13 protein-coding genes, 1 tRNA gene and 1 riboswitch are annotated in these 14,612 nt (G+C 60.5%); of the genes, 10 read left to right on the forward strand and 4 right to left on the reverse strand.

Annotation, left to right across the window (positions count from 1 at the left end):
• Nucleotides 1–129: 129 nt before the first annotated feature.
• A tRNA-Gly gene (locus ACVWYZ_RS03610) sits at nucleotides 130–201 on the reverse strand.
• A gap of 233 nt (nucleotides 202–434) precedes the next feature.
• Here ACVWYZ_RS03610 and ssuE point away from each other — a divergent pair.
• The 6 genes from ssuE to ACVWYZ_RS03640 all read left to right on the forward strand — a co-directional run bounded on the left by ssuE (nucleotide 435) and on the right by ACVWYZ_RS03640 (nucleotide 5,717).
• Complete coding sequence (gene ssuE, locus ACVWYZ_RS03615) at nucleotides 435–962, forward strand: NADPH-dependent FMN reductase (protein ID WP_414414120.1); 528 nt, start codon at nucleotides 435–437, stop codon at nucleotides 960–962.
• 232 nt (nucleotides 963–1,194) lie between these two features.
• Nucleotides 1,195–1,276: riboswitch (Glutamine riboswitch) on the forward strand.
• Nucleotides 1,277–1,355: 79 nt separating this feature from the next.
• On the forward strand, nucleotides 1,356–1,529 hold the full coding sequence (locus ACVWYZ_RS03620) for a DUF4278 domain-containing protein (RefSeq protein WP_083757650.1): 174 nt from the start codon (nucleotides 1,356–1,358) through the stop codon (nucleotides 1,527–1,529).
• A gap of 799 nt (nucleotides 1,530–2,328) precedes the next feature.
• Complete coding sequence (secG, locus tag ACVWYZ_RS03625; RefSeq protein WP_011433676.1) at nucleotides 2,329–2,568, forward strand: preprotein translocase subunit SecG; 240 nt, start codon at nucleotides 2,329–2,331, stop codon at nucleotides 2,566–2,568.
• A gap of 12 nt (nucleotides 2,569–2,580) precedes the next feature.
• Nucleotides 2,581–3,243 (forward strand): YqiA/YcfP family alpha/beta fold hydrolase, encoded by a 663-nt coding sequence (locus ACVWYZ_RS03630; protein WP_457466087.1) that lies wholly within the window; start codon nucleotides 2,581–2,583, stop codon nucleotides 3,241–3,243.
• A 58-nt stretch (nucleotides 3,244–3,301) separates the two neighbouring features.
• Nucleotides 3,302–4,036 carry an HAD family hydrolase gene (locus ACVWYZ_RS03635; protein WP_414343669.1) on the forward strand — a complete coding sequence of 245 codons (735 nt, stop codon included), beginning with the start codon at nucleotides 3,302–3,304 and terminating at the stop codon, nucleotides 4,034–4,036.
• A 37-nt stretch (nucleotides 4,037–4,073) separates the two neighbouring features.
• Nucleotides 4,074–5,717 carry a gamma-glutamyltransferase family protein gene (locus ACVWYZ_RS03640; RefSeq protein WP_457466089.1) on the forward strand — a complete coding sequence of 548 codons (1,644 nt, stop codon included), beginning with the start codon at nucleotides 4,074–4,076 and terminating at the stop codon, nucleotides 5,715–5,717.
• Nucleotides 5,718–5,722: 5 nt separating this feature from the next.
• Here the strand turns inward: ACVWYZ_RS03640 and fabG are convergent, their stop codons facing one another.
• Nucleotides 5,723–6,484 carry a 3-oxoacyl-[acyl-carrier-protein] reductase gene (fabG, locus tag ACVWYZ_RS03645; RefSeq protein ID WP_011433672.1) on the reverse strand — a complete coding sequence of 254 codons (762 nt, stop codon included), beginning with the start codon at nucleotides 6,482–6,484 and terminating at the stop codon, nucleotides 5,723–5,725.
• A 558-nt stretch (nucleotides 6,485–7,042) separates the two neighbouring features.
• Here fabG and ACVWYZ_RS03650 point away from each other — a divergent pair.
• Nucleotides 7,043–7,537, forward strand: a complete 495-nt coding sequence (locus ACVWYZ_RS03650) for a DUF3531 family protein (RefSeq protein WP_457384829.1) — start codon at nucleotides 7,043–7,045, stop codon at nucleotides 7,535–7,537.
• 12 nt (nucleotides 7,538–7,549) lie between these two features.
• On the opposite strand, the gene ACVWYZ_RS03655 is transcribed toward ACVWYZ_RS03650, so the two are convergent.
• Both ACVWYZ_RS03655 and lptC read right to left on the reverse strand, forming a co-directional pair.
• Complete coding sequence (locus tag ACVWYZ_RS03655; protein WP_457466091.1) at nucleotides 7,550–9,310, reverse strand: sulfatase; 1,761 nt, start codon at nucleotides 9,308–9,310, stop codon at nucleotides 7,550–7,552.
• A gap of 81 nt (nucleotides 9,311–9,391) precedes the next feature.
• Nucleotides 9,392–10,366, reverse strand: coding sequence for an LPS export ABC transporter periplasmic protein LptC (gene lptC, locus ACVWYZ_RS03660; protein WP_457466092.1), 975 nt, complete (start codon nucleotides 10,364–10,366; stop codon nucleotides 9,392–9,394).
• A gap of 155 nt (nucleotides 10,367–10,521) precedes the next feature.
• On the opposite strand from lptC, the gene ACVWYZ_RS03665 reads away from it, so the two are divergent.
• Genes ACVWYZ_RS03665 through ppk1 form a run of 3 tightly spaced genes read left to right on the forward strand, consistent with a single transcriptional unit; the run spans nucleotide 10,522 to nucleotide 14,583 of the window.
• The gene (locus ACVWYZ_RS03665; protein ID WP_414388243.1) at nucleotides 10,522–11,391 is read left to right on the forward strand and encodes a branched-chain amino acid ABC transporter permease; all 870 of its coding nucleotides are present in this window, start codon (nucleotides 10,522–10,524) and stop codon (nucleotides 11,389–11,391) included.
• Nucleotides 11,391–12,350, forward strand: a complete 960-nt coding sequence (locus tag ACVWYZ_RS03670) for a branched-chain amino acid ABC transporter permease (protein WP_414522371.1) — start codon at nucleotides 11,391–11,393, stop codon at nucleotides 12,348–12,350. Before ACVWYZ_RS03665 ends, ACVWYZ_RS03670 begins: the two co-directional genes overlap by 1 nt.
• A gap of 58 nt (nucleotides 12,351–12,408) precedes the next feature.
• Entirely contained in the window at nucleotides 12,409–14,583 is a 2,175-nt protein-coding gene (ppk1, locus tag ACVWYZ_RS03675; RefSeq protein ID WP_457466199.1) for a polyphosphate kinase 1, read from the forward strand.
• Nucleotides 14,584–14,612 lie beyond the last annotated feature (29 nt).

The raw sequence follows: 14,612 nt of genomic DNA on the forward strand, positions 1-14,612 counted from the left end.
CTGGGCACTGGCCAAGGAGATCTTACTGACCCCGAACTACCCCTTTTTACCTTGAGCTCATTGATTTCCCGGACTAGGCCAAGTCCGGGAATGCTTGCGGAAAGCGGGTTTTGCCGGTTGGTTGGGGAAAGCGGGCGATGAGACTCGAACTCACGACATCCAGCTTGGGAAGCTAGCGTTCTACCACTGAACTACGCCCGCGTAAATCAATCTCAAGTTTAGCAAGCTGAAACCCTTGCTGAATCTAACCTATCACGTTCCCGACCCCTTGAGTAGGTGGGGAGTCGGGGGGCATATTTTGCCCGCAATTTGACCAGCAGGGAATGACGTCGAGAGACAAAGCTATCGTGCATGCTGGGGCAGGGCGAGAGTGGGTTAATCATCTTTCACATGGGATCCCTGGTACAACTGAGGCAGTATTCTGTCTGCGGCCTATGTCCAGCATCCTCCTGCTCTCCGGTAGTCCCAGCACTCCTTCTCGCTCAGAAGCCGTTTTACATCACGCTGCCGGGATCCTGTCCGATCTGGGATTGACCACTCAGTTTGTTTCGGTGCGGGATTTGCCCCCAGAGGATCTGGCACTGGCCAAGTTCGATAGCCCTCAACTCAAGGCAATTCAGCAAAAGGTGGCCCAAGCTACCGGGATCGTCATCTCTGCTCCCGTTTACAAAGCCTCCTATCCAGGTGTGTTGAAGGCACTGCTGGATTTGCTGGATCAAGACGCCTTTACCGGTAAAGTGATTCTCCCCATTGCCACCGGGGGAACCCTGGCCCATCTGCTGGCCATCGACTTTGCGATGAAACCTGTGCTGGCGGTGATGGGGGCAACCCACATCCTGAGAGGGGTTTATATCCTGAGTTCTCAAATTCAGTTGGACGCTGCCGGAACACTACAGCTAGAGGCCGACATCGAGGAACGTCTGCGAGCAGGGCTGCAGGCACTTGCGCAGGCGGTGAAATAGAAGAAATCAGAATTTTGCGGAGACTGGCCGAATACGGGATTGGTGCCCTGGGCCCGAAACCGGTTGCGGCAATCTATTCCGAAAAGTGCATAGGTGATTGCCCAGTCAGGCCCAAGAAGCCGCGGAAGAGCCGACGGCAGGGGATCCCTTTTGCGGGTATGGCCGGATTAAATTTCTATAAATCCCCCAAAAAACCTACAAAACCGTAAGTTATGATACAGACATAGGATAAATCGTTCATCTCTGCAGTTGGCTCACCAGTGGCCTGGAGCTGTGCAGAGACGGAAGTAGGGGTCTTCCCGAAGGAACGCGCCTCAACTGAATCGCGCCACTCTTTCCGTGGCGTAGGGCCCAACGACAACAAACTCAACCCTTCGTTGATGGAGGCGATATATGAAACTCTCTTTCCGTGGCAACACCTTTGACTACGTTCCTGCGCATACTCAGCTCAGCGATGAGGAGTTGCAGGCTCAGTATCGCGGTCAAACCTTCTGTGTGCACCACACCAGCAAGAAAGCGATGCCTCACCCTCATCAGCCCCTGACCTACCGGGGCGTAAGCTACTGAGGTGAATACTGTTTGCCCTTGTAGGTGAGGTGGGGATCCTCTGGAAATCTCCATAAGGGCTGGATAAAGACTGGGCGGCCCCGTTTGGGGTCGCCTTTTGGGGCAAAACAACTGGAGCAAAACAACACCTCCAGAAGAGATGGCTTAGCCCAGCCAGTTCAGATTCTCAAGCAAGATCGATATCCATCGATATCTTCTCGATATCTTCGTCCGCCAGCTTCTCTCCCCGTCTAGTGACCTGAAGGATTGCGTCGAGGCTGCCTGGGGACAGGTTCTATGTCTTCTGGAGTGGGTTTGCTGGAAGGGTGAGGTGGACCTTGCCAAGGTTGACCTCAAAGGGAGGAGCCAAATCGGTCGCAAGTGCTGGGGGACAGTCAGCAACAGCTGGGCTGTCGGGGGGCCTCAGTGCCCTGAATGCCGGTACCGGGTGCATCGGGACCCAGCCTCAGCCTTGGGAACTGTGCTGGGTGGATTAGAGGTTGTTTTGCGAGCTGGCAGTAGCCAGGGAGGCTGGGGAAGGGAAGCCACCTGTCCAGTCGTTTTGTCGGGGGTTGTAGACCCAGGCAAGTGGCAGGGGGCAGGAATGGCCAGCCGCGAGGTAAGGACTCCGTCCTGCTGACGGGAAGGGAAGCCTGTGCTCTGTCCGCAGGACGAGCGCCGGGAGGATGCCACAGAAGATGGGTGGGTCTGCACCTGCCAACTTGATTCTGAAATGGGAGCGATGCCGAGACAGGGTGCGCTAAGATGAGGTTCCAAGCGATAATGGCTTTGGCAACTTGCCCTACAGGGATCCGCTGCGATGGAAGCGTTTTTCGAGTTTCTCTGGTCGGCTTCGGCCATCTTGCTGGTGATCTTGGTGCTGCTGCACAGCCCTAAGGGGGATGGGTTGGCGGGCATTGGCGGGCAGGCCCAGCTGTTCTCCAGCTCCAAGAGTGCTGAGCAAAACCTCAACCGCATCACCTGGACGGTAGCGACCCTTTTCCTCTCCATCAGCGTGGTGTTGGGGGCGGGCTGGCTCTCGGCAGCCACAGGGCCATAGGGATCCCTTTCCGTGTTGGCCATTTACCTGCATGGATTCGGCTCTGGGCCGCAGTCGGCCAAGGCAACTTTCTTTCGGCAGCGGCTGCAGCAGGTGGGGATCCCTGTTCAGGTGCCTGATCTGAACCAGGACAATTTTGCCCAGCTCACCTTGACCCGCCAGATCCAGCAGGTTTCCAGCCAGCTTGCCGAGATGAACTACCCCCCTGTCACCCTCATCGGCTCTAGCTTGGGGGGCCTGGTGGCTGCTTGGGTTGCCGAACGACAACCTTGCGTGCAGCGCTTGGTGCTCTTGGCGCCGGCTTTTGGCTTTTTAGGCCATTGGCTGCCGCGGCTGGGGGCAGAGGCGGTGGAGACTTGGCAGCGAACCGGACAACTCATGGTGTTTCACTACGGAGAAGGCCGCCCTCTCCCTTTGGAGTACGGCTTTGTTGCCGATGCCCAGCGCTACCCGGATGGGGCGTTGCGACGGCCTGTGCCCACCTTGATTGTGCACGGGATCCAAGACGACACCATCCCCATTCAAGCCAGTCGAGACTATGTGGCCCGTCGCCCCTGGGCCCAACTGGTGGCGGTGGAGAGTGACCACGCCCTGACGGATGTGTTGGATCCCATCTGGCAGATCACCAGCCGCTTCTGCGGGTGGGGGATGGAGACGGGGCAGTATGGTTGTTAAAGGGGATCCCTGTCCCGTGCTTGCCCATTCGCGAAAGCGTCGCGTAGCGATAATGTCTATGCAATCCAAAGTGCTGTGCCTACAACAGGGGAAGGCTGACGTGACTGCCGGCTTGCTCTTCGATATGGACGGGGTGATTGTGGATTCGGAACCAATCCATGCCCGCGCCGGGGCCATTGCCCTGCAACGCTGCCACCTATCCCTGGATTTGGCCCCCATCTCCCTGCAGTTCAAGGGGCGCACCGACCGCGACATGTTCGAGTACCTTGTCCAACACCAGACGGACACCCCACCTGCAGAACGGCCCCTGCTGGTGCAGCGCTTGATCGAGGAAAAGGCCAAGGCTTTTGGCGAGCTGCTGGCAGAGGTACCCCTGGTGCCGGGGGTGCTGGAGTTTTTGGCGGCCAGCCGCCAGCGCTTTTCTGCCCTGGCCGTCACCACTTCGGCCATCCGCCGGGATCAAGCGCAGATTTTCCAGCGCTTCGACCTGCACCGCTGGTTTGACGCGGTGATTACCGCCGAAGACATTCAGCGGGCCAAGCCCGACCCAGAGCCTTACCTGAAAACGGCTGCCGCTGTGGGGTTGGATCCGGCGTTGTGTTGGGTGATTGAAGATTCTACCCATGGGATCCGCGCCGCTAAGGGGGCTGGCTGTTTTGCGGTGGGCCTCACGACGGCTTTCACCGCCGAGGAACTGCGCCACGCCGGGGCAGATGTGGTGGTGGACAGCTTTGCGGAGTTGGCCGCACTCCTGTTCGCGAGAGCGTCGCGTAGCGATAACCTGCCTGTGTAGGGAGCCCAGCCCATTCGCGAGAGCGTCGCGTAGCGATATGCCAGCACCCACTTTTTTGCGGCAGGCCCTGGATCGCTATCCGTTTGCTTCGCGGCGACGGGTGGTGATGGGCAGACAGGGATCCGTGGCCACCAGCCAACCTTTGGCGGCAATGGCGGGCATGGAGATGTTCTGGGCGGGCGGCAATGCTGTGGATGCAGCCGTGGCAATGGCGGTGGCTTTGACGGTGGTGGAGCCAACCTCCAATGGCATTGGCGGCGATGCCTTTGCTCTGGTGTGGGAGGGGGGGGAGGAGGGTCAGCTGTACGGGTTGAATGCTTCCGGTCGCAGCCCAGCCGCCCTGACGCCGGAGCGGTACCGGGACTATGGGCGGATCCCCCCCTACGATTGGTTAGCGGTGACGGTGCCGGGGGCAGTTTCCGCTTGGCAGACCTTGCACCGGCGCTGGGGAAAGCTGCCGTTCGAGCGTCTGTTTGTGCCTGCCCTTCGTCTGGCGCAAGAGGGATTTCCGGTCTCTCCCCGGGTGGCCCAACTGTGGCAGGCGGCGGAGTCCATCTATTTGCCCCTGCCAGATCCCCGCCACGAGGCCTTCAAGGCCGTTTTCTTTCCCCAAGGGCGTGCCCCACGGGCTGGAGAGCGCTGGAGCAGCCCCCTGCATGCTCAAACCCTAGAAGAGATTGCCCGTAGCGGTGGGGAGAGTTTTTACCGGGGGGAGCTGGCGGAGAAGTTGCTGGCTTTCTCGGAGGCCACGGGCGGCTTCCTGTCCCCCGCTGACTTGGCCCAGCACCGGGCCGATTGGGTGGAACCCATCCATACAGATTACCGCGGCTACACCGTCTGGGAGATCCCCCCCAACGGGCAGGGCATTGCCGCTTTGATGGCGCTCAACCTTTTGGAGGGTTTTGAGCTGGGTCGGATCTCCTACGATGCCGGCGAGCGCTATCACCTGCAGATTGAGGCAATGAAGCTGGCCTTTGCCGATGTGAGCCGACAGGTGGCGGATCCGGAGTATGTGCGGGTCAGTCCTGCCCAGATGCTGGATAAGGCTTATGCACAGCGGCGGCGGCAGTTGATCGGGAGGGAGGCGATCCCCCTGGCCCAGCCAGGGCTGCCGGAGGGGGGAACGGTTTACTTGGCTGCAGCTGATGGTGAGTTGATGGTGTCTTTGATTCAGTCGAATTTCGATGGCTTCGGCAGTGGTCTGCTGGTTCCGGGCACGGGCATTGCTCTCCACAACCGCGGCACGGGTTTCACCCTGGAGCCCGGCCATCCCAACCAGGTGGGCCCCCGCAAGCGCCCCTACCACACGATCATCCCCGCTTTTCTATCCAGAGAAGGGATCCCCCTCGGCCCTTTTGGTGTCATGGGGGGGGCAATGCAGCCCCAAGGCCATGTGCAGGTGGTGGTGAATTTGGTGGATTACGGCCTGAACCCCCAGGCGGCTCTGGATGCGCCCCGCTGGCGAGTGCTGTGGGATCAGGGGATCCCGCAGGTGGCGCTGGAGAGCACGGTGCCGCCCCAGGTGGTGCGCGAACTCTCCGCCCGCGGCCATGCAGTGCAGGTGGTGGACGCAGAAGAGGATTGCGGTCTTTTTGGCCGGGGACAGATCCTCTTGCGGGATGGGGATCACTTCATTGCGGCTTCCGAACCCCGTGCCGATGGCCTAGCCCTGGCGTGGTAGAGTGCCTAGCTCATCACCATGCCGCCATCGATGGCGAAAACCTGTCCTGTGATGTAGGCCGCCGCCGGATCTGCCGCCAAAAAACGCACCAGCCCCGCCACTTCTGCCGGGGATCCCAGTCGTCCCAGGGGGATCTGCGCCAAAATCGGGCCAGGATCCAGTTTTTCGGTCATTTGGGTGGTGATGAACCCCGGTGCCACGGCGTTGACGGTGATGTTGCGGCTGGCCAGCTCGCGAGCTGCCGTCTTGGTGAGGCCCACCACCCCTGCTTTGGCGGCGCTGTAGTTGGCCTGGCCGGCATTGCCCACCAAGCCCACCACCGAGGTGATGTTGATGATGCGCCCCTGGCGCTGCTTTACCATGATCTTGGCGGCTGCCTTCAGGCAGAGAAAGACCCCCGTCAGGTTGAGATCCAGCACCGCCTGCCAATCTTCTGGCTTCATGCGCAGCAGCAGGGTGTCGCGGGCCATGCCGGCATTGTTCACCAGCACATCCACCCGACCCCACCGCTCCATCACCTGGGCAAACAGGCTCTCCACTGCCTCTGGGCAAGACACATCGGCGGCCACAGGGATCCCTTCTCCCCCCAGGGCCGCGATCTCCTCCACCAGGGACTCGGCTTCGGCAGCGGAGCGGGCGTAGTTGATCGCCACTTTTGCTCCAATGGCCCCCAGGTGCAGGGCAATCGCCCGGCCAATGCCCCGGCTGGCTCCGGTGACCACAGCCACCCGGTCTTGGAGGGAAGGCAAAGGGAGAAGCTCAGACATAAGCGGCAGGTTCCTCGTGATTCGGACAGCGTGATTAGGACAGCCGCAACAGTATAGGATGCTTTAGAGCCCTCTGGTTGCCACTGGCTTCCCTGCGATCGCTTGCGCTGCGTCCCTCATAACCGCCGTTCGCGCTACTTGGATGGAGTCCTTCGGCATAGGCAGGAGGGATCCCACGGCTCTGTGCAGTCACCCTGCCCGCAAGATGTGTTGACGGACGGATTCCCAGACCAACGGGCGAGCAGAGCCGGACTATGATCAAAGGCTAGGCCGCAGCAGAGCATGCCTCTAACCCCCAAAACCCTGAACTTTGCTGAATTTACTGAGCTTTAGGCGGTTTGGCAAAAGTCATTGAGAGGGATATAGTAGACCAAGTTTCCCCCTGATCCTTGAGTCCACCGCAACGGTTGCCGGGAAGTGAAGGGGGAAAGCGCTCGGGGGGTATTCCTCAGGGCTTTGCGGGATACCGCCTTCCTGCTCAGAGATAGGCAGGATGCGATCGCTTCTTTCCTGAACCATGTTCAGGAGAGTTCAGCGTGAATGTATCAGGAACTGTCCATGCAAGTGGAGTTTCGCGAGTGCGATCCGGGAAATCTGTGGATCTGGTTTGAGTTTGCCGAGCCGCCGGTCGAAGCTGAGCTGGAGTACCTCAACGAGGTGCTGGAGTCATGGTACGTGCTGGGCAAACTGGGGGGATTTAACGCCGAGCGCCTGGTGGCCCAAGAGGCAGAGGCGGATCTGAGCTATCTGGAGTATCCCAACGAATCGGATCCCTTGCCTTCCCTGATGCACAACATGGGATCCCTGGAAGAGAAGGACAACTGGGCCCGCTGCTGGTTTGATCTGGGCACCGCCGATGCGATGGCGCTGGATGTGTTGATCAACGCCCTGCGCACCCTCAGCCTGGAATACATCGGCCTCAGCCGCGTGATTATCGGCGGGCAAAATGAGGATTGGCCAACGGCGGATCCGGAGGAGATGGATGACATGGATGACTACGATCTAAACGGCTATGTGCGGGATCACAGGGAGGAGGAAGGAGGGCTGGAATAGCGGGATCCCTGCCTACTCCAAGTAGCCCAGCTCTTGCATCTGCCGCACCAAGTCGGCATCGCTTTCCACATTCACCTTGCGAGGAGCCGTGCTAGGCCGCCGGGACTCTGCCCAGCTCACCCACGTTCTCAGCCCCTGCTGTAGGCGAGCCAGCCAAGCCTGGGGCCAGCCGGTCTCCACCGCCGACCCGTCGTGACAGCGTTGCGGATCAGCATCAGGGAGAGAGGAGACAGGATCCCCGTCGCCGACCCAGAGCAGATCCCGCAGCTCCGCCGGATCCTGCTCCAAGTTGTAGAGGCTGGGACGATCCCCCGTTTGGATGAGCTTGGTCATCCCCTCATAGAGGGCACGGCGGATGTCGTAACAGGCACGCGCCCGCAGCAGGCTGTCGTTGCGGTTTTCCATAGCCCGAATGAGGAGGTGGGGCGGGAAGGCTTCGCTGAGCACTGTCCCCTGCTCAGGATCTTCCCCTGCCAAGGTGCGGGCCAAGCTGAGGCGGGCGACCTCGCGGCGGAGCTTGAGGCTGACACAGGGGGCACCGTTGGGGGAAAGGTTGGGGCTAAAGCCAGCAGCTTCCAGGAGGGTATGGAAGAGGCGGCGGGTGGAAACGGGGGTGGCAATGCGTTTTCCTGCCGGGAAGTGGCCGGGATAGCGCAGGATGAGGGGCACGCGGATCAGCTCTTCGTAGACCACAAAGGCGTGGCCGACGAAGTCGTGTTCCCCCAGCCCTTCACCGTGATCGGCGACGATGGCCACCAGCGTATTCTGCTCCAGGCCGGTGTGGCGCAGGGTGTCGAAGACGGATCCCAGCAGATGATCTTGGTAGGCCACCTCTGCATCGTAGATATCCCGAAGCACCTGAGCTTGCAGCGGGGAGAGGGGTTCCGGCAGGGGCGCCATCCAGCGGTAGGGTTGGGCGTTGTATTGGCGCAGAAAGTCGCGGGCCTCGCGATTGCTTTTGAAATAGGGGGCAAATGTCTGCACAAAGGGCTCCGGCGGCCAGTAGGGCAGGTGGGGCTCCATCAGGTTGACAAAGCAAAAGAAGGGCCGTGCTCCGGGATCCGACCGGCGGCGGGCCATCTGCTGCAGGTAGCGGTTGAGGTCGGCAATCGAGGCGGCGGTGTTGCCTTTGAAGTTGAGCAGGCGGGTCCAGAGGGAGGCAAACCAGGGGTGCAGCGCCAGCTGGAAGAGGGCGTCGGAGCGGGCAAAGGCGTTTTGCACCGGATAGGAGAGCCGCCGCCAAAATTGGGTGTAGGCGGCCAGCCAGCGGTTCAAGGGGGCGGGCAAGGGGGTGCCTTCGGGGGGGCGGGTGGGCAGAGCGCCACCGTAGTTGTAAAAGGTTTCAAAGCCGCGCCGCAAGCCGTTTTTCAGGATCCCTACCAGGGGGTTGTTGCAAAAGCCCACAGTGGTATAGCCGCTCAGCTGCAACAGCTCTGCCAGGGTGGGCAGGGCGGGGCTCAGCTCCAGATCTGCTTGGACAGTCTGGTGGGTGCTGGGATATTCCCCCGTAAAGAGGGAAGCGTGGGAGGGGATGGTCCATTGGGCAGGGGCAATGGCCCGCTCGAAGAGGGTGGATTCGGCAGCCAGCCGATCCAGGTTGGGGCTGGTGGGCACTTGGCGGGCACGCTCCGCTTCCGACCAGTAGCAGGAGAGACGATCTGCCCGCTGGGTATCCAGCACGATCAGCAGGATGTTGGGGCGTTCTGCAGCAGCGCCAGCCCTGGCGGGGAAACATCCTGTTTGCGTCAGCGAGACGGAGTCCTTAAAACTCACCACAACCCACCTGATACGTTTCTTAAAGTATCCCTATCCTGCCATGCTCTCGGCCAGCTTTCTGCTTCCCCCACCGCCTCCTCAGGGCAAAGTGAGCTGGGTTTGGCTGTTGCCCTGGATCCGAGCGGTGTTGGCCTGCCAATCCAGGATCCCTTGGTTGCCCCTAACGGTCAGAGCCTGGCCGGGCTGGCGGTAGCGCACGTTGCCCTGGGCTTGCAACTGGGTGGAGCCGATGCGCCAGCGGATCTCCTGGGCCTGCAGCTCTTGCCCTGTCTGCTCGGCTTTGGCTTGCCCGTTGCCCAATATGCGCAACTCGGTTAGAGGCAGGGGAGCCCGCAACTGCTCGCCCCTGAGGCGCAAAGCTTGTAAGGGAGCGTAAACCTCTACAGACCCTACTGCCTGCACTTCCCCGACGCCAAATTGCCACAGAAAACGGCTGGCAGCCAGCTCCAGATCCGGATCCCGGTACTCTGCCCGCACCGGCTGAGTGGGATCCAGGTTCTCCAACTGCATCTGGGCTTGGCCAAAATCAACGAGCAGCCGCTCCCCCTGCAGGGATCCCTGCCCATCCAACAGCTCCACTTTCACCTGGCCCTCGGCTTGGAGGCGGCGCTGTTCCGGCAGCCATTCCACCCGTTGGGCCTGCAGACGCAGGTTGTCTCGCTCCGATTCCACCTCGACTTGACCCGTCAATTCCAAACGTCGTTCGCCGGGGTAGGCAGAGCCTTGCTCGGCGCGGGTGCGGATGGCGCGGTTGTCTTCGTCGAAGAATTCTCCCTCAACGGCCTGCAAATGGGCGGATCCCAACTGCACAGGAGCGGCACCATTTTCTGGGGGGGACTCATATTCGGCCAGGCGAGCCTGTAAGCGCCAGAGAATGGCACCATCCGGTCTGGCCTGGGTGAGGGTGATGTCTTCGTAGATTAACTGGGGAGTGGGAATGGGATCCGCAGGTGTGGGATCCCTGTCTGGGGATGGCTCCAGCGCTCCGCAGGCAAGGCTCAACAGGGCCAAAGCTGCCAGGGAGCTGAGGATGGACAAAGACCTGGACTGCATGGATCTTCTTCCTTGTGGGCGCTCTCCCCTACCCTAGCTTTCTTAGGACTCCGTCCCGCTGGCGCGATCAGCCGTATCCTTCCGCTGCGCTGAGCCGGATCCCGCTCTCGGCAAACCCGTGGCATTATCAGGGCAAAGTGTTTTTGGGGGCAAGCGTGACCCAACTGTTGCAACTTTTCATCTACGGCCTTGTCTTGGGCAGCATCTACGCCCTGGGAGCAATTGGGGTGTCGCTGACCTTTGGCATTTTGCGCTTTGCCAACTTTGCCCACGGGGATCTGATGACCCTGGGGGCCTACTTCGGCCTGACATTTGTTGGGTTGGGTTGGCCAATTGGGGTCAGCCTGCTCCCGGCAGCTTTGGCCACGGTACTTTGTGCAGTTGGGATCGACCAACTCATTTATCGCCGCCTGCGCCGGGAGGCACCAGTGATCTTGCTCATTTCTTCTTTTGGCACCGCCCTGATTCTGCGCAGCCTGGTGCAGATCATCTGGGGGCCCAACAACCAGGTGTACCGCAGCGGGATCCAGTTGCCGTGGCGGCTTGGGGAGCTGCGCATTAAGCCCGATTGGGCGGTAATCCTGGCGGGAACAGCCCTGTTGGTGGTGGCACTGCATCTCTTCTTACAACGCACGCGGGTGGGCAAAGCGATGCGGGCCATGGCCGACAATTTTGAGCTGGCCAAGATTACCGGCATTGATACGGAGCGAATCGTTCTCTGGACTTGGGCCATTGGCGCAGCCTTGGCCTGTGCAGCAGGTGTGTTCCTGGGTATGGATACCCGGCTGCACCCCACCATGGGCTGGCGGCTATTGCTGCCCATTTTTGCAGCGGCCATTCTCGGCGGCATTGGTCGCCCTTACGGGGCCATTGCCGGAGGGCTGGTGATTGGCCTGGCGGAAGAGTTTTCCACCTTGGTGATGAACCCTGCCTATAAAACCGGGGTGGCCTTCGCCATATTGGTATTGCTGCTGATCTTCCGACCCACAGGATTACTGGGATCCCCGGGTGGGGGGGATGTCTGATGTTGAGCTACGGCATTTTCTTTTTGATTTTGGTGGGGATCTACGGCGTGCTGGTGCTGGGCCTCAATATCCAGTGGGGCTACGCCGGCATGTTCAACATCGGGGTGGGGGCTTTTTTTGCCGTGGGAGCCTATGCCAGCGCCATTGTCACCACACCCCCAAGCGCCGAGCATTTGGGCGGCTTCAATCTGCCCTTTTGGGTGGGTTTTGCCATAGCTGTGGCTGTCGCCGGGGCGATTGCCTTTTTGATCGGGTTGATTACCCTGAAGCTGCGTTCCGACTACTTGGCCATCGCCACCATCGGCATTGCTGAGATCATCAGCCAAATCCTGAGAAATGAGGGCTGGCTGACCAATGGCGTACGGGGAATTACCCGCATTCCACGACCCTTTCGCGGCTGGATCCCAGGTCAGGATACCCTTCTCTACTTGGGCTTGGTGCTGGTCATTTTGGCGGTGGTCTATTGGGCTGCGGAGCGGGCCTATCGCTCCCCCTGGGGGCGGGTGCTGCGGGCCATTCGCGAGGATGAACCGGCAACCATGGCCGCCGGCAAAGATGTGCTCCAGTTTCGCCTGCAGGCGTTTGTGCTGGGATCCATGCTCATGGGGTTGGCGGGGGCCCTCTACGCCCATTTTGTCAATTTCATCAGCCCAGAAGCCTTTCAACCGGAGTTTGCCACCTTTATCGTTTGGGTAATGCTGATCGCGGGGGGCAGTGGCAACAATCGCGGCGCCTTGCTGGGAGCGCTGGTGATTTGGGGGGTGTGGTCGGGCAGCGAGTGGCTCACCAACCGTTTGCCGCCCCAGTGGGCCACCCGGGCTGGCCCTTTGCGCATTTTGTTGATCGGGATCCTGCTCCAGGTCATTCTTCTGACGCGCTCTCAAGGATTGTTGCCTGAACGTCCGCCCAAGCCCGTCTTGGGCACTTCTCCTTCGCCTCAGCAGAACCCCGCAGGATAGGATTGGGTCGGCTCCAGCTGTTGTTGACGTGTTTGAGACAACCCAGCCCTCTGCCGCCATGACTCCGCGCCCCAAGGAAACCGACCCTTCCTGGCCACCTTGCAACCCTGACACGACGGGCTGCCCCCCGGATGCCGGACAACCAGGGATCCGGACTACACCCATCCAAGAGGGCTATGCTCTGCCGGAGCAGTATTTCAACCGGGAGCTGAGCTGGATTGAATTCAATGCCCGGGTTTTGCACGAGGCCCTGGATGAGCGCACACCGCTGCTGGAGCGGCTGAAGTTTCTGGCCATCTTTGAGAGCAACCTGGACGAATTTTTCATGGTGCGGGTGGCGGTGATCCGTCGTCAGTTGGAAACGGGCGTGTTGGTGCTAACCCCGGATGGCCTTACACCGCAGCAGCAGTTGCAGCAGATCTCGAGCCACCTGCGCCCCCTGATTCGAAAATTGCACACTTGCTTCCGGCAGGAACTGGTGCCCAAGCTGGCGGAACAGGGCATTCACATCCGCGATTTTTCCGAGCTGGCCGAGTCGGAACGGCAGGAGCTGCGGGACTACTTTGAGAGGCGTTTGTTTCCAGTGCTCACCCCCTTGGCGGTGGATCCAGGCCATCCCTTTCCCTACATCTCCAACCTCAGCCTCAGCTTGGCGGTGGTGGTGCGGGATCCAGAGACTGGCAAGGAGTATTTTGCTCGCGTGAAGGTGCCCAACACCTTGCCCCGCTTTGTGCCGCTGCGGGATGGGGTGAGCTTTGTGCCGCTGGATCAGGTGATTGCCCACCATCTGGAAGCGCTGTTTGTCGGCATGCAGGTGCTGGAGTACTACCCCTTCCGCATCACCCGGGATGCCGATCTAGAAATCCAAGAGGACGAGGCCGACGATCTGCTGGCTGCCATTCAAGAAGAGCTGCGCAAGCGCCGCTTCGGCTCAGTGGTGCGCATGGAAATTGCCAGCCAAACTCCGGCAGCCATCCGACAACGGCTCAGCGAAGAGATGCGCCTCAACAGTGACTCGGTGTACGAAGTGGATGGCCTCTTGAGTATGGGGGGGGTGATGGCGTTTCTCAGCCTGGATCGGCCCGATTTGAAGGATCCCCCTTGGGGGCCGGTTACTCCCCCTCGCCTGCGTACCGCTTCGGTGAGCGATGAGCCGGTGGACATGTTCTCCGTCATCCGGGAAGGGGATCTGTTGGTGCATCACCCCTACGATTCCTTCGCCGCCAGCGTGGAGCGGTTTCTGGAGGAGGCCGCCAACGACCCCCAAGTGCTCACCATTAAGCAAACCCTCTACCGCACCTCCGGCGACTCGACGGTGGTGAAATCCCTCATTCAGGCCGCCGAAAACGGCAAGCAGGTGGCCGCTCTGGTGGAGCTCAAAGCCCGTTTCGACGAAGAAAACAACATCCTCTGGGCCAAAAAGCTGGAGAAAGCCGGGGTACACGTGGCCTATGGCCTGCCGGGGCTGAAGATCCACTGCAAGCTGGCTTTGGTGGTGCGGGAAGAGGGGGGATCCCTGCGCCGCTACGTCCACATCGGTACCGGCAACTACAACCCCAAAACCGCCCGTATCTATACCGACCTAGGGCTGTTCACTTGCGATGAGACCCTCTGCAACGATGTTACGGAATTGTTCAACCTACTGACGGGCTACTCACGGCAACGGCAATTCCGCAAGCTCTTGGTGGCCCCCAGAACCCTACGCCAAGGCATGGAAGCCCTGATCCGCCGCGAGATGCGCCATGCCCAAGCGGGGGGCCAGGGGCGTATCATCGTCAAGATCAACTCTCTCACCGACCCGGAAATGATCCGGCTGCTCTACGAGGCCAGCCAAGCCGGGGTGGAGATCGATCTCATCGTGCGGGGCATGTGCTGCCTCAAGCCCGGGATCCCAGGCCTGAGCGATCGCATCCGCGTCATCAGCATCATTGGCCGCTTTCTCGAACACTCGCGCATCTTTTACTTCTATAACAACGGCCAGGAAGAATACTTCATTGGCAGCGCCGACTACATGACCCGCAACCTGGATCGACGGGTTGAGGTGGTCACCCCCGTAGAAGATCCCGTGTTGCAGCAGGAGCTCAAGGCGATCTTGGACATCTGCCTGACGGACAACCGGCAAGCCTGGGAGTTGCGCCCTGATGGCACCTACGTGCAGCGGCAACCCAAGCCAGGAGAGCCTGTGCGCTCCACCCACCAACGCCTGATGGAGCGGGCCGCCAGCCGCATTTAGCAGGATGACTCTCACTGCTAACCTCTCTC

This window comes from Thermostichus sp. MS-CIW-37, from assembly GCF_054060065.1.